This is a genomic window from Knoellia sp. p5-6-4, assembly GCF_029222705.1.
Lineage (GTDB): Bacteria > Actinomycetota > Actinomycetes > Actinomycetales > Dermatophilaceae > Pedococcus_A.
In genome coordinates this window covers 498,110-524,621 of sequence record NZ_JARGZF010000002.1, presented here as the reverse complement: position 1 = coordinate 524,621, position 26,512 = coordinate 498,110, and the positions used below count along the sequence as shown (strand labels likewise).

Sequence of the window (26,512 nt, the reverse complement as noted above, 5' to 3'; positions counted from 1 at the left end):
CCATCTGGCCCAGAGCCCCTACGCAGAAAGGGGGACGTGCACCGTCGCGGTCCTACCTATCGTGGCTTGGGTCAGAGGGGCCTGCGGCGACGGGGACGCCGCGGAAGCGTGGACGGACGAGGGCCCTTTGCCATCCCGGACACACGAGGGGAACAGCAATGAGCACGAAGGTGAAGAAGTTGACCGCTGCCGCGGCGACGATCGTGGCGGCACTGGTGCCCGCGGCGGTGGTGGCGGCTCCACAGGCGCAAGCAGCCACCAGCCCGTCGGCACTGTGGGGGTTCAGCGTCCCCACCGGCAGCAGCAAGGTCGACGACCTCGACGGTGACGCACAGAACCTCACGATGAAGGGCGGCTGGGGTCGGGGCAGCGGCTACGTGAGCTTCAACTCCGCCCCGGCCTACGGCACGGTCAGCGGCTCGACCTTCAGCCCGGGCGACCTCGAGTTCGCCTTCGGCGCGGTGTTCGCCACCTCCAAGGTGGCGGCCGGGTCCAACCCCAACGTCATCCAGGGCGGCATGGGCAACGACGCCGGTCAGTACAAGATCGCGCTCCAGCCGGTCAACGGCGGCACAGCGATCTGCGTGCTCATGGGCACCGGCGGCTACCTCATGGTGAAGTCCACGCGAACCGGTCTGGCCAACGGGGCCTGGCACGAGGTCGTCTGCAGCCGCCAGGCAGGCTCGATCAGCATCGCGGTCGACGGCTACGTCACCACCTCGTACGTCTCGCCGGGGACCATCCGCCTCACCCAGGGGCGACCCTTCCTCGTCGGCGGCAAGGGGTCGACGACCACGTGGACGGACCAGTTCTACGGGTACATCACGTGCGCCGGTGTCACCTCGGGCGCCTATGCCCGCACCACCCTGATGGGCAAGATGCCCTGCTGACGCCGACGCGTACCACCCGCTGACACCGACGCGGCGGCCAGCGCCACGGCAGGCGCTGACCGTCACGGTGCCCGCGCGGCATACCCGGTCGTGCGCAGCACGTACCCTTGTCCGTGCGATGACCACACAGACGACGCAGAAGACCTACGACGTGCGCACCCAAGGGTGCCAGATGAACGTGCACGACTCCGAGCGACTCGCAGGGCTCCTCGAGACGGCCGGCTACGTCGACCTCAACAGCGTGCCGGCGGGGGAGCGGCCCGCGGCTGCCGACGTCGTGGTCTTCAACACCTGCGCGGTGCGCGAGAACGCCGACAACAAGCTCTACGGCAACCTCGGCCAGCTCCGTCCGGCCAAGACCCGCAACCCCGACATGCAGATCGCCGTGGGGGGCTGCATGGCCCAGAAGGACCGCGACACGATCGTGAAGCGCGCGCCGTGGGTCGACGTCGTCTTCGGCACGCACAACATCGGCAGCCTTCCCGCGCTGCTCGACCGTGCCCGCCACAACCGCGAGGCCCAGGTCGAGATCCTCGAGAGCCTCGAGGTCTTCCCGAGCACGCTGCCGACCCGTCGCGACTCCGCCTACAGCGGCTGGGTCTCGATCTCGGTGGGCTGCAACAACACCTGCACGTTCTGCATCGTCCCCAGCCTGCGCGGCAAGGAGGCCGACCGGCGACCCGGCGACATCCTCGCCGAGGTGCAGGCGCTGGTCGACCAGGGCGTCGTCGAGGTCACCCTGCTGGGCCAGAACGTCAACACCTACGGGGTCGAGTTCGGCGACCGGCTCGCGTTCGGCAAGCTGCTGCGCGCCTGCGGCGAGATCGAGGGCCTCGAGCGCGTGCGCTTCACCAGCCCGCACCCGGCCGCGTTCACCGACGACGTCATCACCGCGATGGCCGAGACCCCCAACGTCATGCCGAGCCTGCACATGCCGCTGCAGTCCGGCTCAGACCGGGTGCTGAAGGAGATGCGCCGGTCCTACCGCAGCGCCAAGTTCCTCGGCATCATCGACCGGGTCCGCGAGCAGATCCCTGACGCCGCCATCACCACCGACATCATCGTCGGCTTCCCCGGCGAGACCGACGAGGACTTCGAGCAGACCCTCAAGGTGGTGCGCCAGTCCCGCTTCTCCAGCGCCTTCACCTTCCAGTACTCCATCCGTCCCGGCACTCCGGCGGCGACGATGGACCACCAGGTGCCCAAGGCCGTCGTCCAGGAGCGCTACGACCGCCTCATCGAGGTGCAGGAGGAGATCTCCTGGGCCGAGAACCGCACGATCGAGGGCCGCGAGATCGAGGTGCTGGTCGCCACCGGCGAGGGCCGCAAGGACACCGAGACCCAGCGCCTCTCCGGTCGGGCGCGCGACAACCGGCTCGTGCACCTCGCCGTCCCCGAGGGCGCGGAGCGCCCTCGACCGGGCGACCTGGTCACCGTCGGCGTCACCTACGGCGCCCCCCACCACCTCGTCGCCGACGCCGCCCTGAGCGGCGGACCGTATGCCGTGCGCCGCACCGCCGGTGGCGACGCCTGGCAGGCCCTGCAGGACGCGCCCGTGCCGGGCAAGCCGGCCGTCTCCCTCGGCATGCCGGGTGTGGGGCGCCCCGCCACGTCGCCCGCCTCGGTCCCGGCCTGCGCCAGCAGCTGAGCGAGGCACTGCCTGACGACAGGAGCGCCGGACCCGATCGGGTCCGGCGCTCCTGTCGATGGGTGGGTCAGACGGGCTGCTGCCCCTCGTCGCCGCCACCTTCACCGATGCGCTCGTCGAGGATGTCGCGGCCTTGACCGATGTGCTCGGCGTGCTGCTCGCCGAACCGCTCACCGGCCATCTCCTCGGCGCGGTCGAGACCGGTGTCGCTGTGCTCCTCGACCTTGTCCCCGTGCTGGCCGGCGAGGTCGGCCACCTTGTCCTTGATCTCGTCGAACATGCCCATGGCGGATCTCCTTCGCTGGTGGGATGTGTCGACCGCAGGTGTTCCGCGGACTTCTCCACCCTGCCGCAGCCTGCTGGAGTCCGCGACCGGAGAGTCTGGGAGACTGCCCGCCATGACCGTTCGCCCCATCGTGATCACCGGAGAGCCCGTCCTGCACCGGCGCGCCCTGCCGGTGGAGTCCTTCGACGACGAGCTCAAGGCCCTGGTGGCGGACATGTTCGAGACGATGGACGCCGCCCACGGGGTCGGACTGGCTGCGCCGCAGATCGGCGTGGGACTGCGCATCTTCACCTGGCAGATGGAGAACTCCGACGACGTTCCCGTGCGCGGCGTCATCATCAACCCATACGTGAGCTCGTCGAAGCCGGCACAGGAGGAGCCCGACCCGCACGAGGAGGCTGAGGGCTGCCTCTCGGTGCCGGGGGAGAGCTTCCCGCTCAAGCGCGGCGACCGCGCCAGCGTCAGCGGCTACGACGTCGACGGCAACGAGGTCGCCTTCGAGGCCACCGGCTGGTTCGCCCGCTGCATGCAGCACGAGTACGACCACCTCAACGGCTTCCTCTACGTCGACCGCCTGGGCGAGAAGTGGGGCAGGAAGGCGAAGAAGGCGGTCAAGCGCAACGGCTGGGGCAAGCCCGGTCACAGCTGGATGCCGGGTGTCGACCCCGACCCCTTCGGGCACGACGCCCCCGACGAGCACGACCTGTAAGGGATGGCCGAGCCTTCGGAGCAGTCCGTCGTCGTCGCCGTCGTCGGCCCCACCGCCACCGGCAAGTCCGACCTCGCGCTCCACCTCGCGGAGGAGCTCGGCGGCGAGGTCGTGAACGCGGACGCCGCGCAGCTCTACCGCGGCATGGACATCGGCACCGCCAAGCTCCCCGTGAGTCAGCGGCGCGGCATACCGCACCACCAGCTCGACGTGCTGGAGGTGACCGAGGAGGCGAGCGTCGCGGCCTACCAGCAGGCCGCGCGCGCCGACCTGGCCGACATCACCGACCGGGGACTGCACCCCCTCGTCGTGGGGGGCTCCGGGCTCTACGTGCGCGCCGCGCTGGACCGTCTCGAGATCCCTCCCACCGACCCGGACGTGCGGCGCCGGCTGGAGCAGGAGGCAGCCGAGCTCGGCACTCCCGCGATGCTGGGGCGCCTGCGCGAGGCGGACCCCACCGCGGCGGTGTCGATCGAGGCGAACAACACCCGCCGGATCGTGCGGGCCCTGGAGGTCATCGAGCTGACGGGACGCCCCTTCTCGGCGACCATGCCGAGCCGCGAGTACCTGCGGCCCACGGTGACCCTGGGGCTGGACGTGCCGCGGCCGGTGCTCGACGAGCGGATCGAGGCACGGGTCCGGCGCATGTGGCAGGGGGGCCTGGTCGAGGAGGTCCGCGGGCTGGAGGGGTGCGGCCTGCGCGAGGGACGCACGGCTTCGAGGGCCATCGGCTACGCGCAGGTGCTGGCGCAGCTGGACGGCGACCTGACCGAGGCCGAGGCACAGCAGCAGACCGCCGCGCTGACCCGCCGGCTGGCCCGGCGGCAGGAGTCGTGGTTCCGGCCCGACCCGCGCGTGACGTGGCTCGATCCGCGCGACGACGACGCCGTCGCGCGAGCCGTGCACCTCGTGCGTCAGGCGATCAGGGACAATGACCGGCATGGCTGACGCACTGGCCTTCACCAAGGGGCACGGCACCGAGAACGACTTCGTCATCGTGCCCGACCTCGACGGCACCCATGACCTCATGCCCAGCCAGGTCGCCCTGCTGGCAGACCGCCGTGCGGGCATCGGTGGCGACGGCGTGATCCGCGTCGTGCCCACGGCGATGGCGGCGGAGGACGCGGTGCTGGCGCAGGCGGGTGAGGCGACCTGGTTCATGGACTACCGAAACGCCGACGGCAGCGCCGCCGAGATGTGCGGCAACGGGTCGCGGGTCTTCGCGGCCTACCTGCGGCGTGAAGGCCTCGAGACCGCCACGGAGTTCTCCATCGCGACGCGGGCCGGCGTCAAGCGCGTGCGCTTCGAGCCCGACGGCCTCATCGCCGTGAACCTCGGCCCGTGGCGTTTCGCCGACCCGGTCGACGCCGGCGACGACGGCGTCGACGCCCTGGTGCACCTCGACGGCCGCGAGCCCTTCTCGGCCGTCAGCCTCGACCTCGGCAACCCCCACACGGTCGTCGCGCTGCCCGAGAGCATCGACCTCGACAGCCTCGACCTCACCCGGGCGCCGGTGGTGAACCCCGCCCCACCCCAGGGCACCAACGTCGAGTTCGTCCGCCCGCACGGGTTGGGCCACATCAGCATGCGCGTGCACGAGCGAGGTGTGGGCGAGACCCGCTCCTGCGGCACCGGCGCCTGCGCGGCGGCGCTGGCGACGAGGTTCTGGGCCGGGGAGGGCGCGCCCGACGTGTGGACCGTCGACGTTCCCGGCGGCCGCCTGCGCGTCTCGGCGCTGCCGGGCCAGGAGGTCGAGCTGGCCGGGCCGGCGACGCTCGTCGCCGACGGCGTCACGAACCTCGTGTGACCGCCAGGACCCGGAAGCCCTTGTCCGAGGCGTGGCGGGAGACGCTGAACTCGTCCGCCGGCAGGTGCTCGGCGAGCCAGCGCTGCAGGGAGTCCGACCCGAGGTTCTTCTGCACCACGAGGTATGCCGTGCCGCCGGCTTCCAGCCGCGGCAGCCAGTGCAGCAGCATGTCGTGCAGAATCGCCTTGCCCACCCGGATCGGCGGGTTGGACCAGATGACCGCGAACCGCACGTCGTCGGGCACGTCCTGCGGACGCGCGGCTCGAACGCCGTCCGCACCTAGCGAGCGTGCGTTCGCCGCGGTCAGCGCGACGGAGCGCTCGTTGACGTCGACCGCCCAGACCCGGGCGGCGGGGGAGCGCAGCGCCAGGGTGAGCGCCACCGGTCCCCAACCGCAGCCGAGGTCGAGCAGGTCCCCCGTGGCGGGGGGCTCCGGCACCTCGCGCAGCAGCACCGCGGTGCCCTTGTCGAGCCCGTCCGGGCTGAAGATGCCCGGGGCCGTGCGGACGGTGACCTCACGGCCGGCGAGACGCACGGTCAGGGCCCGCTGCTCGCCCGGGCTCGCGGGCTGCGCGGTGAAGTAGTGGTCGCTCTGGCTCATCAGCGCACACGCTAGCGAGCGGGGGCATAAACGAGTCGCCCGACCCGTTCATCAGGTGAGAACCTAGAGGGGATATGACTTCACGCACTGAACTCTTCAACCAGCGGGCCGAGGCCCTGGCCGACGAGGCCCTGTTCGACACCGAGCTCGACGGCGACAACGGATACGACGGCGACCAGTTCGACCGTGAGGAGCGCGCGGCCCTGCGCCGCGTCGCCGGTCTGTCGACCGAGCTCGAGGACATCACCGAGGTCGAGTACCGCCAGCTCCGCCTCGAGCGCGTCGTGCTCGCGGCCGTCTGGACCGATGGGACCGCAGAGGACGCCGACAACTCGATGCGCGAGCTCGCGGCGCTTGCCGAGACGGCCGGCTCGACCGTCCTCGCAGGCCTGGTTCAGCGCCGCTCGAAGCCCGACACCGGCACCTACCTCGGCGCCGGTAAGGCCGAGGAGCTGCGCGACATCGTCATCGCCGAGGGTGCGGACACGGTCATCTGCGACACAGAACTGACCCCCAGCCAGCGACGGGCGCTCGAGGACGTCGTCAAGGTCAAGGTGATCGACCGCACCGCCCTGATCCTCGACATCTTCGCCCAGCACGCGAAGTCCAAGGAGGGCAAGGCGCAGGTCGAGCTCGCCCAGCTCCAGTACCTCCTCCCGCGCCTGCGCGGCTGGGGTGAGTCGATGTCGCGCCAGGCCGGTGGCCAGGCGGCCGGCGGCCAGGGCATGGGATCCCGCGGCCCCGGTGAGACGAAGATCGAGCTCGACCGGCGGCGCATCAACCAGCGGATGGCCAAGCTGCGCCGGGAGATCAAGGAGATGAAGACCGGCCGCGACACCAAGCGGTCCGGCCGCAAGGCCAACGGCGTGCCCAGCGTGGCGATCGCCGGCTACACCAACGCCGGCAAGTCCTCGCTCCTCAACCGGCTCACCGGCGCAGGCGTCCTCGTCGAGAACCAGCTCTTCGCCACCCTCGACCCCACCGTCCGCCGTGCCGAGACGCCGGACGGACGGCTGTACACCCTCGCCGACACGGTGGGCTTCGTCCGCCAGCTGCCGACCCAGCTCGTCGAGGCGTTCCGCTCGACGCTCGAGGAGGTCGCCGACGCCGACCTGCTGCTGCACGTCGTCGACGGGTCGCACCCCGACCCCGAGGGCCAGATCACCGCGGTCCGGGCGGTGCTCGCCGACGTCGACGCCGCCGACGTCAAGGAGGTCATCGTCGTCAACAAGGCCGACGCGGCCGACCCCGAGGTGCTCGACCGGCTCCGCCGCCACGAGAAGCACTGCATCGTGGTCTCGGCGCGCACCGGCCAGGGCATCGCGGAGCTGCGCGACCTCATCGCCGGCGAGCTCCCGCGCCCGACCATCGACGTCGACGTGCTGCTGCCCTACGAGCGCGGCGACCTCGTCAGCCGGCTCCACGACGAGGGCGAGGTCCTCGGCGCCGAGCACACCACCGACGGCACCCGCGTGCAGGCCCGGGTGCACCCCGACCTCGCCGCCGAGCTCACGGCATACCCCGCCTGAACGACGAGGGAGCCCGTCGCCCCTGAGGGCGACGGGCTCCGCCGTCTGCGGGAGGGATCAGCTGCTGTGCTGCTGCTGGACGGTGTCGCGGGCGTCCTGTGCGCTGCCCTTGACGTCCTGGGCGGCGGACTGGCCCTCGGACCTCACCGTCTCGACGGCGTCCTGGGCCGTGCCCTTGACGGACTCCATGGACTCCTTGGCCGGCTCCTTGAGGTGCTCGGCCGCCTCCTTCGCCACGGACTGGGCCTCCTCCATGACGGGCTGGGCCTTCTCCTTGACGGTCGCCGCCGCGGCGCGCTCCTTCTCGCTCGCCGGTATCAGCGAACCCAGCAGCCAGCCGGCGCCGAGGGCGATCACGCCGGCGGCCAGGGGGTTGCCGCGCGTCTTCCGCTTGGCAGTGTAGGTGGCGTCCGACGCGCGGTCGCCCACTCCGGACGCCATGTCGGACGCGCGGTCGGTGAGCCCCGACGCCGCACTGCTGGTCGAGCTGCCCATGTCCTCTGCGGTTCCCATGACCCGCTCCTTCACGCTCGTTGCCGCTCCGGCGATGCCCTCGCCCACCTTGCTCGCCTGGCGTTTGGCGACGTTCCCGGGGGACACCGCCTCGCCGAGAGCGTTGACATCACGGCTCAGGTCGCCCCGGGTCCGCTCGATCTCGGCCCGGATCTCTTCGGGGTCGTTGCTCGTCTGCTCGCTCATACCCGGTCCTCGTTTCCCTTCAGTGCATCGGGGACCTGCTTGGCGGTCTCCACGGTGCGCGACATTCCTTGGACTTCCTTCAGCTTCTTGCGGCCCATGCTGGCCAGGACCGCGGCGACGATCGCCCACAGGACGGCCACGATGACCGCGGACCACCCCAGGCTGTCGATCAGGCTGCCGAGCGCCCACCACAGCGCGATGGACAGGAACAGGACGGCGTAGAACGCCGCCGCTCCTGCGCCACCGAGCAGCCCGGCTCCCTTGCCGGCCCGCGTGGCGGACTCGCGCGCCTCGGCCTTCGCCAGGGCGACCTCCTGCCGCATCAGGGTCGACAGGTCGGTGGCGACGTCGCTGATCAGCGCGCCGATCGAGGAGACCTCGCCCTTGACGTAGGTGTCGTGCGACCCCTGGATCTGGTCCTCGTCCAGGTTGCCCATGCCAGGGCCGCCGGTTGCGGCAGTGCTCATATGCGCTCCTGACCCGTCCCCGGGGCCAGGCCTGTGGTGGCGTCGACCCCCGTGGGCGACACCGGGCTGCCCGGGGCGGGCCAGGCCGGCTCGTCAGGAAGCGCTGTCGCCTGCGTGGTCGCCCGCGGGGCTGCTGTGGCCGGGCCCGGGTTGTAGCCGGTCCTGCCGGTGCTGAAGTCCGTCGCCGACGCACGCGGCGTCGGTGTGCTCCCCATGGTCGTGGCAGGCGGCTCGTTGTCGGTGGCCTCGGCGGCGAGGCCGCGGGTCAGCCGGCCTCCGAGGAAGCCGACGGCCGCGGCGGCGGCGAGGAAGGTGCCGGGCTTGCGGCGGGCGAAACTGGTGACCTCGTTGAGGACGTCGCCGGGCTCGCGCGACTCCAGCCAGCCGGCCAGGGCGCTCACGCGCTCGGATGCCTGTTGGGCGAGGTCACTGGCGACGCCCTGCTGCGTGGACTGCCCACGGGCCATCGCCCCGAGCTCGTCGCCCAGGCTGCGCAGGCCGCTGGCGGCCCGCTGGTGCTGGCTGGCCGCCTGGTCGCCGAACTCGCCGCGAACCTGCTCGTAGAGGTGCTGCGCCTGGTACTTGGCCTCGGAGGCGACCTCCTGGGTCTGCTCCTTGGCGGTCTGGGCCACCTGCTGTCCGCCCTGCTTGGCGTCGCTGACCACGCTCTGGGCCTGGTCCTTGGCCACCTCGGTGGTGGAACCCTCGGGCTGGGTCGTGGCCTGGGACGGGGGAGTGGCAGGGACCTGGGCCTGGGGCCCGGTCGCCGTGCTGGTGCCATACGGTCGGTCGGTCATGCCGTTCGTTCCTCTCGTGTGGTCCGGAACGCGCTGCTGTGCCAGTCGTTGCGAGCACGCCCGACTGCTTGAGCGCAAGGTCACTGGCACGAGAGGCGCCGTTCCCTGATGCACTCCACCGTCGCACGGGCCCGCGCAGACGGCGACTTGAAGAACCGCGACCACGGGCGAGTCCCCTGGTGCGTCCACACGCTGTCGCCGCCGGCCACTAGCGTTGCCGCCGTGCTGACCCCGCACCTCTTCGAGACCACCACGCCCCGCCTGAGGCTGCGCCGCCCGGGGCCGGCCGACCTGCCCTTCCACGTGGCGCTGCACACCGACGCGCGGCTCTACACCCATGCGCCGCAGGCGATGCACGGCGAGGCCGAGAACCGCGACGTCTTCGAGCGCTTCGTGCGCCACTGGGACGAGCACGGCTTCGGCTACTGGGTGGTCGAGGACCTGGCCACCGGTGACCCGGTCGGCATGGCCGGGCTCCGGCACGCGGAGGGGTACCTCAACCTCTACTACCGCTTCAGGCACGAGGCGCAGGGCCGCGGCTACGCCCGGGAGGTCGCCCGCGAGGCGGTGACCCTCGCCACCGAGTGGCTCCCGGGTGTGCCGGTGCGGGCCGTCGTGCGTCCCGGTCACCAGGCGTCACTGCGCACCGCCGAGCGGGCCGGGCTGTTCCGCGCCGGCACCATGCGGCACCCGGACGACCTGCCGGACGAGGAACCGTCCGTCGTGCTCGAGGCGCCTCGGATGCACCGGGTGTCCCACGTGCCGGAGGTGCCCGACCGTGACGAGGTGCTCGGCCTGTGGTGCCGCGTCAACGACGCCGGTGGGGCTGTCGGCTTCCGCCCCGGTGCGACGCGCGACGAGGTCGACGACGCGCTGGCCCGCCACGAGGCGCAGCTGGCCGACGGCCAGGCGGTGCTGGCCCAGCTGCGTGACCCGGCGGGCCGTCTCGTCGGGCTCGGGTGGTGGGTGGCCTCCGCGACGCCACTGCTCGCGCACGCGCTGTGGCTCTACCGCGTGATGGTCGACCCGGACCTGCACGGCCGCAACCTCGGCCGGCTGCTCATGGCCGGCCTGCACCGGGTGGCCCGCGAGACCGAGGGCATCGAGATGGTCACCCTCGACTACCGCAGCGGCACCGGCGTGGGCGGCTTCTACGCCCGCTGCGGCTACACCGAGGTCGGCCGGATCCCCTGCGCCATCAGGGTTGCGCCGGGTGACGACCGTGACGACGTCATCATGACGCGCCGTCTCGACGGCACGCCGCTGCAGCCGCACGGCGGCACCTGACCGCGCGGCCGGCGCCACGGCATACCCTTGCCCCATGCCTTCCCTCGACGACCTGCTGCACGCTGCCGTCCAGGGCGTCGGGGGAGTGGAGCGCCCCGGCCAGGTGCAGATGGCGCACGCGGTCGCCGACGCGATCGCCAAGGACGAGCACCTGCTCGTGCAGGCCGGCACGGGCACCGGCAAGTCGCTGGCCTACCTCATCCCCGCCGTGCAGCACGCCATGCAGGCCGGGAAGCCCGCCGTGGTGGCGACGGCGACCCTCGCCCTGCAGGCCCAGATCGTCGACCGCGACATGCCCCGGCTGGCCGACGCGCTGGCGCCGCTGCTCGGCCAGCGCCCGACCTACGGCCTGGTCAAGGGCCGGCGCAACTACCTGTGTGCCCACAAGCTCGAGGGCGGCTTTCCCGACGACGAGTCCGGTCTGTTCGACGTCGGCCAGGTCGACCAGCAGGCCAGTCGGCTCGGCGCCGAGGTGGTGCGGCTGCGCGAGTGGGCGGAGGTCACCGAGTCCGGCGACCGCGACGAGCTCGTGCCCGGTGTCAGCGAGCGGGCCTGGCGGCAGGTGTCGGTGAGCGCCCACGAGTGCCTGGGCGGCAAGTGCCCCATGGTGGCCGAGTGCTTCGTCGAGCGCTCGCGCGAGGCCGCCAAGGAGGTCGACGTCGTCGTCACCAACCACTCGTTCATGGCGATCGACTCCTTCGAGGGCCGCCAGATGCTGCCCGAGCACAAGGTGCTCGTCGTCGACGAGGCCCACGAGCTGGTCGACCGGGTGACCTCGACGGTGACCGACGAGATCACCGCGAGCCTGGTGATGAGCGCCGCCAAGCGCGCCTCCCGGCTCGCGGAGTCGACCGAGGCCGTCGACGACGCCGCAGTGTTCCTCCAGGGCGTGCTCGACGAGCTGCCGGAGGGCCGGCTGACTGCAGTGCCCGACGCCCTCGAGCTGGCGCTCTCCCGAGTGCGCGACACGGCGCGCCAGGTGCAGAGCGAGCTGAAGCCCAAGCCGGGGGAGGAGTCCGACGGCACCCGTCAGGTCGCGCGGGCGGCCATCGACGAGGTGTTCGAGAACAGCGCCCGCATCCTGGAGCGGCGCGAGCTCGACGTCGTGTGGGTGAACCGCGACCCGCGACGCGGGACGGTGCTGCGGGTGGCGCCCATGAGCGTGGCGATGCTGTTGCGCGACAAGGTGTTCGGCGACCGCACCGTCGTGATGACCTCTGCCACCCTCGAGCTCGGCGGCACCTTCGACGCCGTCGCGGGCACGCTCGGCCTGCGCGGTGACGGCGCTCCCGACTGGCGCGGCCTCGACGTCGGCAGCCCGTTCGACTACCCCAAGCAGGCCATCGCCTACGTCGCCCAGCACCTGCCGCCACCGGGACGCGACGGCATCAGCGAGCAGACCCTCGACGAGATCGAGGCGCTCGTCCGCGCCGCCGGGGGCCGGGCGCTGGGGCTGTTCTCCTCGATGCGCGCCGCTCGCGACGCCACCGAGGCGATGCGCGAGCGCTTCGACGGCGACATCGGCTTCCTGTGCCAGGGCGAGGACCAGATCACCACGCTGGTGCGCCAGTTCGCGCGCGACCCGAAGACCTGCCTGTTCGGCACGCTCACCCTGTGGCAGGGCGTCGACGTGCCCGGCTCGGCCTGCCAGCTCGTCATCATCGACCGCATCCCGTTCCCGCGGCCCGACGACCCCCTGGCGTCGGCGCGCTCGCAGGCGATCGCGCGCATGGGGGGCAACGGCTTCATGGCCGTCTCGGCGACCCACGCCGCGCTGCGGCTCGCCCAGGGCGCCGGACGGCTGATCCGCCGGGCCGACGACCGTGGCGTCGTCGCCTTCCTCGACTCCCGCATGATGACGGCACGGTATGCCGGGTTCCTCCAGCGCTCGCTGCCTCCCTTCTGGCCCACCACCGACCGCGAGCGGGTGCTCGGCGCGCTGCGCCGCCTCGACGAGACCGCTCCCGAACCGGTCACGGTGCACGAGCCCGCCCTGCGCGGGGTGACCGGCGCGGTGGCCGGCACGACGATGGGCGACGGGGCCGAGCACCCGCGACCGGAGGCGGACCCGAGGCCCGTGGCGTCGGCACCGCCGCCGGCTGCCTCCTCCCGCACCGCGGTCACCCAGGGCCACTCGTGGACGGCGGACGCCGACGAGGAGCTGCGCGACGGCGTGGAGCTGGGCCTGACGCTCGAGGAGCTCGCCGAGAGCCTCGAGCTGCCCGAGGACGTGGTCGCGGCCCGCCTGCGTGGCCTGGGCCTGGAGGCTTCCAGCGCCGCGCGGATGTCCTTCGACTGACTCCGCCCTCGGCATCGGCCTGTCACCACGGCGTGGCAGGCTGTGCGCCGTGACCACCACCCCCCAGCGCACCGTCCCGCCGCTGGTCCTGATCACCGGGCCAGAGGGCATCCTCGCCGAGCGTGCGCTGAGCTCGATCCTCACCGAGGTGAGGGTCACCGTCCCCGACATCGAGGTGGTCCGCCTCGAGGCGGCCGGCTACGAGCCGGGGTCCCTGGTCGTGCACACCAGCCCGTCGTTGTTCGGCGGCGAGAAGGCGGTCGTCGTGCAGGACCTCGACGAGGCGCCCGACGAGCTGCAGTCCGACCTGCTGGCCTTCCTCGCAGCCCCCGAGCCCGACATCACCCTCGTGGTCACCCACAAGTCCGGCCAGCGCGGCAAGAAGGTGCTCGACACCCTGAAGAAGGGTGGGGCCCGGGTCATCGACTGCCCCGCCGTCAAGTCCGACCGCGACAAGAGCGACTTCGCCGCCAACGAGTTCCGTGCGGCCCGCCGGCGCGCGACGCCGGACGCGGTGCGAGCCCTCATCGAGGCGGTCGGCAAGGACCTGCGCGAGCTGTCCGCCGCCTGCCAGCAGCTGATCTCCGACACCACCGGCGTCATCGACGAGGCGCTCGTGGAGAAGTACCACGGGGGCAAGGTCGAGGCCACCGGCTTCCGGGTCGCCGACGCCGCGGTCGCCGGCAACACGGGGGAGGCACTGCGCCTGCTGCGACACGCCATCGCCACCGGCGTCGACCCGGTGCCGATCGTGGCCGTGCTCGCCCAGCAGCTGCGCCAGCTGGTCCGGGTCGGGCAGGCGGGCCGGGGCCGCTCGGCCGACGTCGCCCGTGACCTCGGCATGGCCCCCTGGCAGGTCGACAAGGCACGGCGCGCCCTCAGCGGCTGGGACGCCGAGGCACTCGGGCGGTCGATCCAGGCGGTCGCCGCCGCCGACTTCGAGGTCAAGGGCGGTGGGCGTGACCCCGTGTATGCCGTGGAGCGCGCGATCCTGACCATCACGCGGGAGCGGCAGGGCGGCCCCCGACGGTGAGGGTCACGCGGCACCCGCGTTTTGTGCCCTGGCCTGCGCCGCTGGTAGATTTGGCCCTCGCGTGCGCGCCTAGGTCGTGCGCGCATGCAGCACCACCCAGCGCGGTTCAACCACGGGTGCCCCACGCCCGGTCCCGAGCCGCGTCTGCCGCCCTCTAACGGCAACCAACCGACCAACCAGAAAGACACACTGTGGCAAACATCAAGTCCCAGCTGAAGCGGATCAAGACCAACCGCGTGGCGACCGAGCGCAACAAGGCCGTCAAGAGCGAGCTCAAGACCTGGATCCGCAAGTTCCGCGAGGCCGCCGCGGCGGGCGACGCTGACAAGGCGAAGGACGCGCTCAAGGTCGCCTCGACCAAGCTCGACAAGGCCGTGAGCAAGGGCGTCATCCACAAGAACCAGGCCGCCAACAAGAAGTCGGCCATGGCGAAGAAGGCCGCCTCCCTCTGACGAGAGGCGCCACCTGAACCATCGACAGGGCCCGTCACCGCATCGCGGTGACGGGCCCTGTCGCATGCCTACCTCCTGGAAGCGGGGGTTCGGTGGGCGGCCCGCACCGCCGCAGCCACCTGCTCGAAGCGGGCCCGGTCGAGGATCGCCCCCTCGCGGCGCACGGTGCGTGGGTGGACGCGGATGATGCGGTCGACGCGCACCGTGCTCGGTCGCTGCGACCGGTCCCAAGGACCCGTCCCGATCTCCACCCACCGTGGAGCGCCATGCGCCTTGCGGCTGGGGTCTGGTCGACGGTTCTGGCTCGTGAGCATCAAGCCGAGCAGCCACCTGCCGTCGCGCCCGATGAGCAGCACGGGCCGGTCCTTGCCACGACGGTGGTCCTCCTCGAAGGGCACATGTGCCCACACGACCTCGCCCGGGTCGGGTCGCCCGTCAGACCGCGGCGTGTAGGCCACCTCCGGCGTGTCCGTGAAGTCCCCCGGGTAGGAGGGCGGTAGACCCAGGGCCCGTCGCAGGCCATCCAGCACGAGGACGGCAAGTCGGCCACCCAACCTCTTCTCAGCCATGCGCGGAACCCTATTCGCGAGGCTGACCGGATCGGGGCAGGCCCGGGGCCGTGTCCGTGTCAGTGGCGGCCACGCACCGCCGCAGCGACCTCGGCGAACCGCCGGCTCGACAGCACCGCGCCCTCGCGCCGTACTCGCGCCGGGTCGACGCGCAGGACGCGGTCGACGCGGGCCTCGCTCGGCCGGCCCTGCCGGTCCCACGGCCCGGAGCCGATGTCGACCCAGTGGCGACCCCAGCGGGCCTCCTGAGCCGCGTCGCGGTCGTGGTCCCGGCTGGTCAGCATGAGGGCGAGCAGCCAGTCGCCGTCGTGGCCGATGACCAGCACGGGCCGGTCCTTGCCCCTGCTGTGGTCCTCCTCGAACGGCACCCAGGTCCAGACGACCTCGCCGGGGTCGGGGTCGCCGTCGTGGGCGGGGGCGTAGGTCATGTCGGGCACGCCCTCGAAGTCTCCGGGGTAGGCGCCGGGCGTCGCAGCTCGACCGGCGGGGGCCGTCGTGCGCGTGCGCAGCCACCCGCGCGCGCCGTCGTGGGCGGCCCTGCCGAGCAGGCGGGCGAGCTGTTGTCCCAGACGTGATCGCGCCATGGCGGGCACGCTACCTGCCCGCCGGCCGCGGGGCGCTCGGGCCCAGCCGCGGAGGTGCTCAGGCCCAGCCGCGCCGCCTGAGCAGCAGCGTCAGGAACGTGTGCGCGGTGAAGCGCTGGTGGGGGCGCAGGACTGCGAGGGCGGCGGTGGAGTCGTCACCTCGCGACTTGGCCACATGAGGCCGGTGATGGCGGCCAGGAAGGCATCGACGTCGTCGGCGTCCACGCCCTCCAGCAGTGGCGATCCCAGCCACGGCTCGACGTCGAGGCCGTGGTGGGACATCAGGGGCCACAACCCGACGAAGTCGACCCAGGCCGGCCCGCGGAGACCCAGTTCCAGTCGACCATGCGCACCCTGCCGCCACGGTCGAGCAGCAGGTTGTCGGGCCGGAGGTCGCCGTGCACGACCCGGTCGCCCACCAGGGCAGCGGCGGCGTCCCCTGCGAGCAGAGCCAGGTCGGCCCGGTGTGCCGGCGCCAGCCAGCCCGGCCACGGGTCGGTGCCGTCGGCGAGGCCCTGGAGGGCCAGCAGTGCGGTGGGGTCGGAGCCGAGATCGTCGGCGCGAACACCGCCCGGCCGTCCTTCAGGACGAGCCGGCCGGCATACGCGCCGGTGAAGCCGCTCGTCACCGGCGGATCGGCCACCGCCACGATGCCGCCGGCGAGCGCGGCGAGACGCTCGCGCACGGCGTGCGGCAGGTCGCAGTGGGCAGGCCGGGCCGCCGTGCGGCGGTAGTCGAGCTCCGATGGCGGGGTGCGGTGCGGGGTGGGCACGGTGGGTCATTCTGGGCCATCGGCGCCCGCCGGGAACGGCGATTTTGAGAAGGTAAGCCTTGCCTAATATCGTGACGCCATGCCTTCCCCCTTCTCCTTCTCCCGCGCGACCGGCCGTCGTGCCACTGCGGTCGCCAGCGCCGCCCTCCTGGCCCTCGGCCTGACCGCCTGTGGCCAGGACGGCGAGGAGCCGCTGTCCGACGACGCGCTGGTGATCTACTCCGGCCGCAACGAGAACCTCGTCGCCCCGGTGCTGGAGAAGCTCAAGGACGCCACCGGCGCCGACGTGCAGGTGCGCTACGGCAGCTCCAGCGAGCTCGCCGCGCAGCTCCTCGAGGAGGGCGAGAACACCAAGGCCGACCTGTTCTTCTCGCAGGACGCCGGCGCCCTCGGCGCGCTCGGCAAGAACGACCGGCTCGAGACGCTCGACGCCGCCACGACGGGCAAGGTGTTCGACGGCTTCGCCGACCCGGACAACCACTGGGTCGCCACCTCTGCGCGGGCCCGGGTCATCGCCTACAACCCGGCGCAGGCTCCGGAGGTCACCGACATGACGACCGTCGACGCGGTGCTCGACCCGAAGTACAAGGGCAAGATCGGCTACGCACCCACCAACGCCTCCTTCCAGTCCTTCGTCACGGCGCTGCGGGTCGCCAAGGGCGAGGACGGCGCGAAGAAGTGGCTGGAGGACTTCAAGGCCAACGAGCCCAAGGCCTACGACAACAACATCCTCGTGCTCGACGCCGTCGACTCCGGACAGGTCGGGCTCGGCCTGATCAACCACTACTACTGGTACGAGCGGGTGGCAGAGAAGGGCCCCGACGCCGTGAAGGCCAGGATCCACTTCCTGAACTCGGACGACCCCGGTGCGCTCGTCAACGTCGCCGGCGTCGGGATCCTCAAGGGCACCAACCAGAAGGCTGCCGCCACCAAGGCCGTCGACTACCTGCTCTCCAAGGACGGCCAGCAGTACTTCGCCGACGAGACGGCCGAGTACCCGGTGGTGGCCGGTGTCGAGTCCACGAAGCACGACATCCCGCCGCTGTCGGAGCTCAAGCGCAGCAGCGTCGACCTGAACTCGCTCGACTCCCTCGAGCAGACCCTCGCCCTGCTCGACGAGGTGGGGCTCACCTGAGCGCCGACCTGCTGACCGAACGGGCCCCCGACCCGCTGACGCGGACGGGGGTCCGCTCGGGCGTGCGCGGGCGGCGGGCGCCGTGGATGCTGCTGGCCCCGGGCCTCGTCACCGCGCTGGTGGCGCTGCTGCCGATCGGCTACCTGCTGGTGCGTGCCGGTGAGGCCGGTCCCGAGCGGGTCTGGGACATCGTGGTGCGCGAGCGGACCCTGACCCTGGTGCTGCGCAGCCTCGCCCTGGCCGGCACGGTCACCGCGCTCAGCCTCGCCGTCGGGGTCGGCCTGGCGATCCTGGCCACCCGCACCAACCTGCCGGGACGCCGCCTCCTGGCCGTGACGGCCGCCCTGCCACTGGCGATCCCCAGCTACGTCGCGGCCTTCGCCTGGATCTCTGCCTTCCCCTCGGTCAGCGGCTTCGGCGGCACGGTGCTGGTGCTGACCGCGTGCTGCTACCCCTACGTCTACCTGCCCGTCGCGGCCGCGATGCGCCGCATCGACCCGTCCGTGGAGGAGGTGGCCCGCTCGCTCGGCCGGTCGCCGTGGAACACCTTCTGGTCGGTGACGGCGCGGCAGCTGCGCCCCGCCGCGGCCTCCGGCGCGCTGCTCGTCGCGCTGTACGCGCTCAGCGACTTCGGGGCCCCGTCGCTGCTGCGCTTCGACGCGTTCACCCGCGTCATCCACGCGTCCTACCGCTCGAGCTTCGACCGCACTCCGGCCGCCGTGCTGTCCCTGCTCCTGGTCGTCATCACCGTCGCCATCACCGTGGCGGAGGCGCGCACCCGGCGCGGCACCGAGCACGCGCGGGTCGGCGGGGGCGTGTCGCGCCGCCCGCACCTCGTCGGGCTGGGTCGCCTGCGCTGGCCGGCCGCCACCCTCGCCGGGGTGGTCGTCGCGGTCGCGCTCGTCTTCCCCATCGCGTCGCTCCTCTACTGGTTCGCCACCGGCCTGTCGGCCGGCGTCGACGTGCCCGACCTGCTGGCGAGCGCGCTCAACACCTTCTGGTTCGCCCTGCTCGGCGCGGTGTTCTGCACCGCCCTGGCGATCCCCGTCGGCGTCCTGGCTGCGCGCCACCGCGGCCGCAGCACGGCCCTCATCGAGCACGCCTCCTTCGCCGGCCACGCGCTGCCGGGCATCGTGGTCGCGCTCGCCCTCGTGTTCTTCGGGGCGCGGGTGGCCCAGCCCATCTACCAGCGCACCCCGCTGCTCGTGCTCGCGTATGCCGTGCTGTTCGTCCCCGCGGCGATCGGGGCCGTGCGGTCGGCAGTGACGATGAGCCCGGTGCGCACCGAGGAGGCGGCCCGCAGCCTGGGCAGCACCCCGTGGCAGGTCCTGCGGCGGGTGACCCTGCCGCTGGCGGCACCGGGCATCGGCGCGGGCGCCGCCCTCGTGCTGCTCACCTGCATGAAGGAGCTGCCGGCCACGCTGCTGCTGCGACCCACCGGCGCCGACACCCTGGCGACCAGCCTCTGGACCGAGACCGGCGTGGCCGCCTACGGCGCGGCGGCACCCTATGGGCTGGCCCTCGTGGTGCTCGCGGTGCTGCCTACGCTTGCCCTCATGAGATCGCAGCGTGTCGGCGAGGCGGACCTGTCGTGAGCGCGCTGACCATCCGTGACCTGCACGCCTCGTTCGGCGACACGACCGTCCTGCGGGGAGTCGACCTCGACGTGCCGCAGGGCACCCTGACGGCGGTGCTCGGCCCCTCCGGCTGCGGCAAGACGACCCTGCTGCGGGCCGTGGCCGGCTTCGTTCGCCCCGACTCCGGCACCGTGATGGTCGACAACCAGGTGCTCTTCGGCCCGGGCACCGACGTGCCGCCCGAGCGCCGAGGCGTCTCGCTCGTGCCCCAGGAGGGCTCCCTCTTCCCGCACCTCGACGTCGCCGGCAACGTCGCCTTCGGCCTGCCGCGCGACCAGCGCCGCGGCAGCAGGCGTGTCGCCGAGGTGCTCGAGCTCGTCGGCCTGGCCGGCTACGCCAAGCGCCGGCCCGACGAGCTGTCCGGCGGCCAGCAGCAGCGCGTCGCCCTGGCCCGGGCCCTCGCCCCGAACCCGCGGCTGGTCCTGCTCGACGAGCCGTTCTCCGCGCTCGACGCCGGGCTGCGCGGGTCCATCCGTGCGGACGTGCGCACCGCGCTGTCGGCGACCGACGCCACGGCCGTGCTGGTGACCCACGACCAGGACGAGGCGCTCTCGATGGCCGACACCGTCGCCGTGATGGACGACGGCGTGGTGCGCATGCACGCCTCGCCCGAGCAGGTCTACACCGGCCCGGTCGACCTCGGGGTCGCCCGGTTCGTCGGCCAGCTCGTCGAGCTGCCCGCGCGGCTCGAGGGCACGGCGGCGCACACGGTGCTCGGTGACGTCGTCGCGGTGCCGGCCGAACGGCATACGGCAGCCACCGGGTCGTCCGGAGTGCTGGCGCTGCGCCCCGAGCAGCTGCGGCTGCACCGCGGCGACACCGGTGCGGGCGTGCCCGCGCAGGTCGAGACGGTCTCGTTCCACGGGCACGACGCCACCGTCGCCGTGCTGCTCGAGGAGTCGGCGGGGGTGCGGCTGCTGGTCCGCACCACCGGGCCCACGGCCACGGTCGGTGACCGGGTCCGCGTCACCGTCGAGGGCCCCGGGCTGTTCTTCGCGGACCGCGCGTGAGCGCGCACCCCCGACTGGCCCTGCTCGCGCTGGCCACCGGTGGCTTCGCCATCGGCACCACCGAGTTCGTCACCATGGGTCTGCTGCCCGAGGTGGCCGCGGGCGTGGGCATCGACATCCCGACCGCCGGGCACGTCGTGTCCGCCTACGCCGCGGGCGTGGTCGTCGGGGCACCGCTGCTGGCGGCACTGGGTGCGAAGCTGCCCCGCAAGCACCTGCTGCTCTGGCTCATGGCGGCCTTCGCGGTGGCCCACGTCGCCTCGGCCCTCGCGCCGACCTACCCGACCCTCATGGCTGCCCGCTTCACCGCCGGGCTGCCGCACGGCGCCTACTTCGGCATCGCCTCCCTCGTCGCGGCGTCGTTGGTGCCCCTGCACAAGCGCACCTGGGCGGTGGCGATGGTGCTGACCGGCCTGACGGTGGCCAACATCGTGGGCGTCCCGCTGACCACCAAGCTCGGGCAGGACCTCGGCTGGCAGTGGCCGTATGCCGCGGTGGGCGTCATCGCGCTGCTCACCGTTCTCGCGGTGTGGCGCTGGGTGCCCTTCACGGCGGTCACCGGCGAGGAGTCGGTGCGGGCAGAGCTGCGCGCCCTCCACAAGCCGCAGGTCTGGCTCGCGCTCGGCATCGGCACCGTCGGCTTCGGCGGCATGTTCGCCACGTACGCCTACATCTCGCCGACCATGACCGAGCTCGCCGGGCTGCCGACCGCGGCCATCCCGGTGGTGCTGGCGGTCTACGGCGTGGGCATGACGGTCGGAACCACGCTCTCGGGCCGGGTCGCGCGTCGCGGGCTCATGCGGGGCATCGTCGTCACGCTCGGCCTCATCGCGGTGATGCTGAGCGTGTTCGGCTTCGCGACCCGCCAGCCGGTGCTCGCGGTCACCATGGTGTTCCTGCTCGGCCTGCTGCCGAGCATCCTCGTGCCGATGTTGCAGACCCGGCTCATGGACGTCGCCCACGAGGGCCAGTCGCTGGCCGCCGCACTCAACCACTCGAGCCTCAACATCGCCAACGCCCTCGGAGCCTGGCTCGGCTCGGTCGTGCTCGCCGCCGGGCTCGGCTACGAGTGGCCCTCCCGGGTGGGCGCAGCCCTCGCCGTGCTCGGAGTCGGCCTGGCGGTCGTCTCGGGGCTGGCCCAGCGCCGCGAGACCCGGGCGGCAACCGCGGACGCGCCCGGCGCGCTGGCCTCCGTGGCCGGCGGGTGAACACCGCGTGAACCCTCCCGCCGATCCCGTCACCCGCACGCAACCCGCCTCGTTGAGGCTGCGTGACCATGATCGAACGACGGACCTTCCTCGCCGGCTCGGCGGCGGCCGCGGGCACCCTCGGTGCCGGCGGCGTGCTCGCCCAGGCTGCGACAGCCGCCCCGACCACCCGCAGCACGACCGCCGGCAGCTCAACCGGCGCTGACGCCACCCACGTCTTCCGCCACGGAGTTGCGTCCGGTGACCCGCTTCCCGACGCCGTGGTGTTGTGGACCCGCGTGACCCCCACCTCCGACGCCCTGCCGGGCTCGGGCACCGGCCCGCGGGTCGCCGTCGGCTGGCAGGTGGCCACCGACCCCGAGTTCCGCCGGGTCGTCGCGCAGGGCTCGACGGCGACCGGCCCGGAGCGCGACCACACCGTCAAGGTCGACGCCAAGGGGCTGGCCCCCGCGACCGACCACTGGTACCGCTTCACGCTCGACCGTGCGACCTCACCGGTCGGCCGCACCCGCACCGCACCGGCGCCCACCGCCGCGCCCGCCCGGCTCCGCCTCGCCCTGGTCTCGTGCTCCAACTGGGAGGCGGGCTACTTCTCGGCCTACCGCCACCTCGCGGCCCGCGGCGACCTCGACGCGGTGCTGCACATGGGTGACTACCTCTACGAGTACGGCACGGGCGAGTACGCCAACGGCCAGTCCAACCGCGTCGTCCGCGCCCACGAGCCGACCCACGAGATGGTGTCGCTGGCCGACTACCGCCGGCGCCATGCGCAGTACAAGACCGACCCCGACCTGCAGGCCCTCCACGCGGCCGTGCCGTGGGTCACCACCTGGGACGACCACGAGACCGCCAACGACGCCTGGTCCGGTGGCGCCGAGAACCACCAGCCCGACGAGGGCGGCTGGGCCACCCGCAAAGCCGTGGCGCGCACGGCATACGACGAGTGGATGCCGGTCCGGCTCTCCGGCACGGCTGTGGCCGGCGACGGCGTGCAGGTCTACCGCCACCTGCAGTTCGGCCGGCTCGCCGACCTGACCATGCTCGACCTGCGCAGCTACCGCAGCCAGCAGGCCGCCACCACCGACCCGGGCTCCACCGGCGACCCGTCCCGGACCATCACCGGCGACGCGCAGATGCAGTTCCTCAGGGACCGCCTCGCTGACAACGACGCCACCTGGAAGCTCGTCGGCAACCCGGTGATGGTCAGCCCCGTCCTCTTCCCGCCGCTCGACCAGCACGTCGCCGGCCCCATCGCCGACATGACCGGCATCCTTCCCCCCGACGGCGTGGCCTACAACGTCGACCAGTGGGACGGCTACACGGCCGACCGCCGCGAGCTCGTCGACTTCCTCGCCGACCGAGGCATCGCCAACACCCTCTTCCTCACCGGTGACATCCACTCGGCCTGGGCCTGCGAGCTGCCGGTCGACCCGGGCACCTACCCGCTCAGCCGCACGGTCGGCGTCGAGCTGGTCGCCACCTCGGTGACGTCCAACAACCTCGACGACCTCACCGGGTCACCGCCGCGCACCAGTTCGCTCGCCGTCGAGGACGCGATCAAGGCCGGCAACCGCCACGTGAAGTACCTCGACTTCGACAGCCACGGCTACTCCGTGCTCACGATCACCCCCCAGGAGGCCCAGATGGACTGGTACGTCACCAGCGACCGCACGGACCAGGCGGCCACCTCGACGTGGTCGACGGGCTGGAAGGTGGCCGTCGGCAGCAACAAGCTCACCGCGGCGACGGGGGAGGCGCGATGACCCCGCAGGCCGGTGTGCCGCACGGTGGCGCCACGTCGCGCCGCACCTTCCTGCGCGCCGCCGGTGCCCTCGGCGGCGTCGTGGTGCTCTCGGCGGCCGCCGGCGCGCCCCTCGCCGCCGCGGCGGCGGACGCCCGCACCCGTGTCTACGTGCTCGTCACGGACGGCTGCCGTCCCGACGAGGTGACGGCCGACCTGACGCCGAACCTGCATGCGTTGCGCCAGGCCGGCACGTGGTACCCGAACGCCCGTTCGCTGCCGGTGATGGAGACCATCCCCAACCACGTGATGATGATGACGGGCGTGCGTCCCGACCGCAGCGGCGTGCCGGCCAACGCGGTCTTCGACCGCAGCGAGGGCGCCGAGCGCAACCTGGACCGGCCCAGCGACCTGCGGTTCCCGACGCTCCTCGAGCGGCTGAACGCCGCCGGCCACCGCACCGGCACCGTGCTGTCGAAGACGTACCTCTACGGGATCTTCGGGACCCGCGCGACCTACCGCTGGGAGCCCTCGCCGCTGGTGCCCGTCACCAACCACGCGCCGGACGCCTTCACCACGGACGCCCTCATCTCCATGGTCGACAGCGTCGACCCCGACCTCGTGTTCACCAACCTCGGTGACATCGACCGGGTCGGGCACTCCGACCTCACGGGCTCGACGACGCTGGCCGCGGCCCGGACCGCCGCGCTGGCCTCCACCGACCAGCAGGTGGGCCGGTTCGTCCAGCACCTGAAGGACACCGGCCGGTGGGAGAGCTCGGTGCTCGTCGTGCTCGCGGACCACTCGATGGACTGGTCGGTGCCCACCCGCGTCGTGTCGCTCGCCCCGGCGCTCGAGGCCGACCCCCTGCTCACCGGCCGCGTGGAGGTCGCGCAGAACGGCGGCGCCGACCTCCTCTACTGGACCGGCGCCGACGCCGACCGCGCCGCGGCGGTGACCCGGATGCGCGAGGTCGCCGGGGGAGTGGCCGGCGTGCTGTCGACCCATGTGCCGTCCGACCTGCGGCTCGGCCCCGAGGCCGGTGACGTCGTCGCCTACTGCAAGGCGGGCTGGCGGTTCAGTGACCCCGCGGTCTGGTCCAACCCGATCCCGGGCAACCACGGGCACCCCGCCACCGAGCCGATCCCGTTCTTCCTCGCCGGTGGCTCGCGCCGGGTGGCGTTCGGCGAGGTGCGCACCGACGTGGCGCACACCCTCGATGTCGCGCCGACGGTCGGGGAGCTCTTCGGGCTGCCCGCCCCGTCCGGCGGCTACGACGGCACCTCGCGCCTCTGAGCTGTCGCGGTTCGGGGTATCGACGCGTGCCATGGCGCGCACCGATACCCCGAACCGCGAGCGGTGCGTCACCGGCATACGGCTGCGCATGGGAGGATGGGTCGATCCGCCCCCCAATCGCCGAAGAGGTCTGAAGAACCCGTGTCACCCATGGCCCGCACCGCGCTGCAGCCGCACGCAACGCCGCCGGAGCTGATCCGGAACTTCTGCATCATCGCCCACATCGACCACGGCAAGTCGACCCTCGCCGACCGGATGCTCCAGATCACGGGCGTGGTCGACGAGCGGGCCATGCGCGCGCAGTACCTCGACCGGATGGACATCGAGCGCGAGCGCGGCATCACCATCAAGAGCCAGGCCGTGCGCATGCCGTGGGAGCTCGACGGCACGACCTACGCGCTGAACATGATCGACACCCCCGGGCACGTCGACTTCACCTACGAGGTGTCCCGCTCCCTCGCCGCGTGCGAGGGAGCCGTCCTGCTCGTCGACGCCGCGCAGGGCATCGAGGCCCAGACCCTGGCCAACCTCTACCTGGCCATGGAGAACGAGCTCACGATCATCCCGGTGCTCAACAAGATCGACCTCCCCGCGGCCCAGCCGGAGAAGTTCGCCGAGGAGCTCGCCGGCCTCATCGGCTGTGAGCCGGAGGACTGCCTGCAGGTGTCGGGGAAGACCGGGTTCGGTGTCGAGCCGCTGCTCGACCAGATCGTCAAGCAGTTCCCCTCGCCGGTGGGCGACGCCGACGCGCCCGCCCGCGCCATGATCTTCGACTCCGTCTACGACACCTACCGCGGCGTCGTGACCTACGTCCGGGTGATCGACGGCAACCTCAACCCGCGCGAGCGGATCCAGATGATGTCGACGAGGGCGACGCACGAGCTGCTCGAGATCGGCGTCATCTCGCCCGAGCCGGTGCCGTCCAAGGGCCTCGGCGTCGGCGAGGTCGGCTACCTCATCACCGGCGTGAAGGACGTGCGCCAGTCCCGCGTCGGTGACACCGTCACCAACGCCGCCAAGCCCGCCCAGGAGGCGCTCGGCGGCTACCGCGACCCCAAGCCGATGGTGTTCTCCGGGCTGTACCCGATCGACGGCTCGGACTACCCCGACCTGCGCGACGCCCTCGACAAGCTCAAGCTCAACGACGCGGCGCTGGTCTACGAGCCGGAGACGTCCGCGGCCCTCGGCTTCGGCTTTCGCATCGGCTTCCTCGGCATGCTCCACCTCGAGATCGTGCGCGAGCGCCTCGAGCGCGAGTTCGACCTCGACCTCATCTCGACGCTGCCCAACGTCGTCTACGACGTGACGATGGATGACGGCAAGACCCTTGTCGTCACCAACCCGAGCGAGTTCCCCTACGGGAAGATCTCCGAGGTCCGCGAGCCGGTGGTGCGGGCGACCATCCTCGCGCCGAGCGAGTTCATCGGCGCCATCATGGAGCTCTGCCAGCAGAAGCGCGGGAGCCTGCGCGGCATGGACTACCTGTCCGAGGACCGCGTCGAGATGCGCTACACGCTGCCGCTCGCCGAGATCGTCTTCGACTTCTTCGACCAGCTCAAGTCGCGCACCCGCGGCTACGCCTCGCTCGACTACGAGCCCGACGGCGACCAGGTGGCCGACCTCGTCAAGGTCGACATCCTGCTCCAGGGCGAGACCGTCGACGCGTTCAGCGCGATCGTGCACAAGGACAAGGCCTACGCCTACGGCGTGATGATGGCCAGCAAGCTCAAGGACCTCATCCCGCGCCAGCAGTTCGAGGTGCCGATCCAGGCCGCCATAGGGGCGCGCATCATCGCCCGTGAGAACATCCGCGCCATCCGCAAGGACGTGCTCGCCAAGTGCTACGGCGGCGACATCAGCCGCAAGCGCAAGCTGCTCGAGAAGCAGAAGGCCGGCAAGAAGCGGATGAAGAACATCGGCACCGTCGAGGTCCCGCCGGAGGCCTTCATCGCAGCGCTGTCGTCCGACAGCAGCGCTGCCGACAAGAAGAAGTAGCGACCCACCCGTCGACCCCCCCAACCCCGGCATGCAAAGTCGGGGTTACTGGCGGGTAATC

Annotated in this window: 25 protein-coding genes; 18 read left to right on the top strand and 7 right to left on the bottom strand. The window is 72.3% G+C overall.

All coding sequences use genetic code 11. The features are described from left to right. Positions 1-158 precede the first annotated feature (158 nt). On the top strand, positions 159-890 hold the full coding sequence (locus tag P2F65_RS13975) for a LamG domain-containing protein (protein ID WP_275808841.1): 732 nt from the start codon (positions 159-161) through the stop codon (positions 888-890). A 118-nt stretch (positions 891-1,008) separates the two neighbouring features. Then, positions 1,009-2,538, top strand: a complete 1,530-nt coding sequence (gene miaB, locus P2F65_RS13970) for a tRNA (N6-isopentenyl adenosine(37)-C2)-methylthiotransferase MiaB (protein WP_275808837.1) — start codon at positions 1,009-1,011, stop codon at positions 2,536-2,538. A 67-nt stretch (positions 2,539-2,605) separates the two neighbouring features. On the opposite strand, the gene P2F65_RS13965 is transcribed toward miaB, so the two are convergent. Next, complete coding sequence (locus P2F65_RS13965) at positions 2,606-2,824, bottom strand: antitoxin (RefSeq protein WP_275808834.1); 219 nt, start codon at positions 2,822-2,824, stop codon at positions 2,606-2,608. 112 nt (positions 2,825-2,936) lie between these two features. On the opposite strand from P2F65_RS13965, the gene def reads away from it, so the two are divergent. The 3 genes from def to dapF are packed head-to-tail and all read left to right on the top strand — an operon-like array spanning position 2,937 to position 5,340. Beyond that, positions 2,937-3,533, top strand: a complete 597-nt coding sequence (def, locus tag P2F65_RS13960; protein WP_275808832.1) for a peptide deformylase — start codon at positions 2,937-2,939, stop codon at positions 3,531-3,533. 3 nt (positions 3,534-3,536) lie between these two features. Beyond that, a complete protein-coding gene (gene miaA / locus P2F65_RS13955; RefSeq protein WP_275808830.1) occupies positions 3,537-4,481 on the top strand; it encodes a tRNA (adenosine(37)-N6)-dimethylallyltransferase MiaA in 945 nt (314 codons plus the stop codon). Next, on the top strand, positions 4,474-5,340 hold the full coding sequence (gene dapF, locus P2F65_RS13950) for a diaminopimelate epimerase (RefSeq protein ID WP_275808828.1): 867 nt from the start codon (positions 4,474-4,476) through the stop codon (positions 5,338-5,340). The genes miaA and dapF overlap by 8 nt, the downstream gene beginning before the upstream one ends. On the opposite strand, the gene P2F65_RS13945 is transcribed toward dapF, so the two are convergent. After that, complete coding sequence (locus tag P2F65_RS13945; RefSeq protein WP_275808826.1) at positions 5,324-5,941, bottom strand: methyltransferase; 618 nt, start codon at positions 5,939-5,941, stop codon at positions 5,324-5,326. The two genes, dapF and P2F65_RS13945, sit on opposite strands and share 17 nt — an antisense overlap. A 74-nt stretch (positions 5,942-6,015) precedes the next feature. Between P2F65_RS13945 and hflX the strand changes: the two genes are divergently transcribed. Next, a complete protein-coding gene (gene hflX, locus P2F65_RS13940) occupies positions 6,016-7,470 on the top strand; it encodes a GTPase HflX (protein WP_275808824.1) in 1,455 nt (484 codons plus the stop codon). Positions 7,471-7,527: 57 nt separating this feature from the next. On the opposite strand, the gene P2F65_RS13935 is transcribed toward hflX, so the two are convergent. From P2F65_RS13935 to P2F65_RS13925, 3 genes are read right to left on the bottom strand one after another with little or no spacing between them, the layout of a single operon-like run. Further along, positions 7,528-8,169, bottom strand: coding sequence for a DUF3618 domain-containing protein (locus tag P2F65_RS13935; protein ID WP_275808822.1), 642 nt, complete (start codon positions 8,167-8,169; stop codon positions 7,528-7,530). Beyond that, on the bottom strand, positions 8,166-8,606 hold the full coding sequence (locus P2F65_RS13930) for a phage holin family protein (RefSeq protein ID WP_275810665.1): 441 nt from the start codon (positions 8,604-8,606) through the stop codon (positions 8,166-8,168). Before P2F65_RS13930 ends, P2F65_RS13935 begins: the two co-directional genes overlap by 4 nt. A 26-nt stretch (positions 8,607-8,632) precedes the next feature. After that, a complete protein-coding gene (locus P2F65_RS13925) occupies positions 8,633-9,433 on the bottom strand; it encodes a hypothetical protein (RefSeq protein ID WP_275808819.1) in 801 nt (266 codons plus the stop codon). Positions 9,434-9,655: 222 nt separating this feature from the next. Here P2F65_RS13925 and P2F65_RS13920 point away from each other — a divergent pair, with 222 nt between their 5' ends. From P2F65_RS13920 to rpsT, 4 genes are all read left to right on the top strand, one after another. Then, on the top strand, positions 9,656-10,720 hold the full coding sequence (locus P2F65_RS13920) for a GNAT family N-acetyltransferase (RefSeq protein ID WP_275808816.1): 1,065 nt from the start codon (positions 9,656-9,658) through the stop codon (positions 10,718-10,720). A gap of 34 nt (positions 10,721-10,754) precedes the next feature. Beyond that, the gene (locus P2F65_RS13915) at positions 10,755-13,019 is read left to right on the top strand and encodes an ATP-dependent DNA helicase (RefSeq protein WP_275808814.1); all 2,265 of its coding nucleotides are present in this window, start codon (positions 10,755-10,757) and stop codon (positions 13,017-13,019) included. 40 nt (positions 13,020-13,059) lie between these two features. Continuing rightward, the gene (holA, locus tag P2F65_RS13910) at positions 13,060-14,052 is read left to right on the top strand and encodes a DNA polymerase III subunit delta (protein ID WP_275810662.1); all 993 of its coding nucleotides are present in this window, start codon (positions 13,060-13,062) and stop codon (positions 14,050-14,052) included. 191 nt (positions 14,053-14,243) lie between these two features. Then, positions 14,244-14,504 carry a 30S ribosomal protein S20 gene (rpsT, locus tag P2F65_RS13905; protein WP_275808811.1) on the top strand — a complete coding sequence of 87 codons (261 nt, stop codon included), beginning with the start codon at positions 14,244-14,246 and terminating at the stop codon, positions 14,502-14,504. Positions 14,505-14,572: 68 nt separating this feature from the next. On the opposite strand, the gene P2F65_RS13900 is transcribed toward rpsT, so the two are convergent. Further along, positions 14,573-15,073, bottom strand: coding sequence for a type II toxin-antitoxin system PemK/MazF family toxin (locus P2F65_RS13900; RefSeq protein WP_275808808.1), 501 nt, complete (start codon positions 15,071-15,073; stop codon positions 14,573-14,575). A gap of 59 nt (positions 15,074-15,132) precedes the next feature. Beyond that, positions 15,133-15,657, bottom strand: a complete 525-nt coding sequence (locus P2F65_RS13895; RefSeq protein WP_275808805.1) for a type II toxin-antitoxin system PemK/MazF family toxin — start codon at positions 15,655-15,657, stop codon at positions 15,133-15,135. Between the two features lie 398 nt (positions 15,658-16,055). Here P2F65_RS13895 and P2F65_RS13890 point away from each other — a divergent pair, with 398 nt between their 5' ends. The 8 genes from P2F65_RS13890 (at position 16,056) to lepA (ending at position 26,451) form a co-directional block, all read left to right on the top strand. Beyond that, complete coding sequence (locus P2F65_RS13890) at positions 16,056-16,391, top strand: hypothetical protein (protein ID WP_275808802.1); 336 nt, start codon at positions 16,056-16,058, stop codon at positions 16,389-16,391. 117 nt (positions 16,392-16,508) lie between these two features. Further along, complete coding sequence (locus P2F65_RS13885) at positions 16,509-17,564, top strand: iron ABC transporter substrate-binding protein (RefSeq protein ID WP_275808799.1); 1,056 nt, start codon at positions 16,509-16,511, stop codon at positions 17,562-17,564. Positions 17,565-17,650: 86 nt separating this feature from the next. Further along, positions 17,651-19,159, top strand: a complete 1,509-nt coding sequence (locus P2F65_RS13880) for an iron ABC transporter permease (RefSeq protein WP_275808796.1) — start codon at positions 17,651-17,653, stop codon at positions 19,157-19,159. After that, positions 19,156-20,211, top strand: a complete 1,056-nt coding sequence (locus tag P2F65_RS13875; protein ID WP_275808793.1) for an ABC transporter ATP-binding protein — start codon at positions 19,156-19,158, stop codon at positions 20,209-20,211. The genes P2F65_RS13880 and P2F65_RS13875 overlap by 4 nt, the downstream gene beginning before the upstream one ends. Then, positions 20,208-21,419, top strand: coding sequence for an MFS transporter (locus P2F65_RS13870; RefSeq protein WP_275808790.1), 1,212 nt, complete (start codon positions 20,208-20,210; stop codon positions 21,417-21,419). The genes P2F65_RS13875 and P2F65_RS13870 overlap by 4 nt, the downstream gene beginning before the upstream one ends. Before the next feature lie 68 nt (positions 21,420-21,487). Continuing rightward, a complete protein-coding gene (locus P2F65_RS13865; protein ID WP_275808787.1) occupies positions 21,488-23,182 on the top strand; it encodes an alkaline phosphatase D family protein in 1,695 nt (564 codons plus the stop codon). Next, positions 23,179-24,456, top strand: coding sequence for a nucleotide pyrophosphatase/phosphodiesterase family protein (locus tag P2F65_RS13860; RefSeq protein WP_275808785.1), 1,278 nt, complete (start codon positions 23,179-23,181; stop codon positions 24,454-24,456). Before P2F65_RS13865 ends, P2F65_RS13860 begins: the two co-directional genes overlap by 4 nt. 150 nt (positions 24,457-24,606) lie before the next feature. Then, positions 24,607-26,451, top strand: coding sequence for a translation elongation factor 4 (gene lepA, locus P2F65_RS13855; RefSeq protein ID WP_275808782.1), 1,845 nt, complete (start codon positions 24,607-24,609; stop codon positions 26,449-26,451). Positions 26,452-26,512: the final 61 nt, after the last annotated feature.

Excerpts from the sequence above, each read along its gene's own strand:
- P2F65_RS13975 (WP_275808841.1), top strand. The coding sequence starts at position 159 with ATGAGCACGAAGGTGAAGAAGTTGACCGCTGCCGCGGCGACGATCGTG.
- miaB (WP_275808837.1), top strand. The coding sequence starts at position 1,009 with ATGACCACACAGACGACGCAGAAGACCTACGACGTGCGCACCCAAGGG.
- P2F65_RS13965 (WP_275808834.1), bottom strand. The coding sequence starts at position 2,824 with ATGGGCATGTTCGACGAGATCAAGGACAAGGTGGCCGACCTCGCCGGC.
- def (WP_275808832.1), top strand. The coding sequence starts at position 2,937 with ATGACCGTTCGCCCCATCGTGATCACCGGAGAGCCCGTCCTGCACCGG.
- miaA (WP_275808830.1), top strand. The coding sequence starts at position 3,537 with ATGGCCGAGCCTTCGGAGCAGTCCGTCGTCGTCGCCGTCGTCGGCCCC.
- dapF (WP_275808828.1), top strand. The coding sequence starts at position 4,474 with ATGGCTGACGCACTGGCCTTCACCAAGGGGCACGGCACCGAGAACGAC.
- P2F65_RS13945 (WP_275808826.1), bottom strand. The coding sequence starts at position 5,941 with ATGAGCCAGAGCGACCACTACTTCACCGCGCAGCCCGCGAGCCCGGGC.
- hflX (WP_275808824.1), top strand. The coding sequence starts at position 6,016 with ATGACTTCACGCACTGAACTCTTCAACCAGCGGGCCGAGGCCCTGGCC.
- P2F65_RS13935 (WP_275808822.1), bottom strand. The coding sequence starts at position 8,169 with ATGAGCGAGCAGACGAGCAACGACCCCGAAGAGATCCGGGCCGAGATC.
- P2F65_RS13930 (WP_275810665.1), bottom strand. The coding sequence starts at position 8,606 with ATGGGCAACCTGGACGAGGACCAGATCCAGGGGTCGCACGACACCTAC.
- P2F65_RS13925 (WP_275808819.1), bottom strand. The coding sequence starts at position 9,433 with ATGACCGACCGACCGTATGGCACCAGCACGGCGACCGGGCCCCAGGCC.
- P2F65_RS13915 (WP_275808814.1), top strand. The coding sequence starts at position 10,755 with ATGCCTTCCCTCGACGACCTGCTGCACGCTGCCGTCCAGGGCGTCGGG.
- P2F65_RS13900 (WP_275808808.1), bottom strand. The coding sequence starts at position 15,073 with ATGGCTGAGAAGAGGTTGGGTGGCCGACTTGCCGTCCTCGTGCTGGAT.
- P2F65_RS13895 (WP_275808805.1), bottom strand. The coding sequence starts at position 15,657 with ATGGCGCGATCACGTCTGGGACAACAGCTCGCCCGCCTGCTCGGCAGG.
- P2F65_RS13885 (WP_275808799.1), top strand. The coding sequence starts at position 16,509 with ATGCCTTCCCCCTTCTCCTTCTCCCGCGCGACCGGCCGTCGTGCCACT.
- P2F65_RS13880 (WP_275808796.1), top strand. The coding sequence starts at position 17,651 with ATGCTGCTGGCCCCGGGCCTCGTCACCGCGCTGGTGGCGCTGCTGCCG.
- P2F65_RS13865 (WP_275808787.1), top strand. The coding sequence starts at position 21,488 with ATGATCGAACGACGGACCTTCCTCGCCGGCTCGGCGGCGGCCGCGGGC.
- P2F65_RS13860 (WP_275808785.1), top strand. The coding sequence starts at position 23,179 with ATGACCCCGCAGGCCGGTGTGCCGCACGGTGGCGCCACGTCGCGCCGC.
- lepA (WP_275808782.1), top strand. The coding sequence starts at position 24,607 with ATGGCCCGCACCGCGCTGCAGCCGCACGCAACGCCGCCGGAGCTGATC.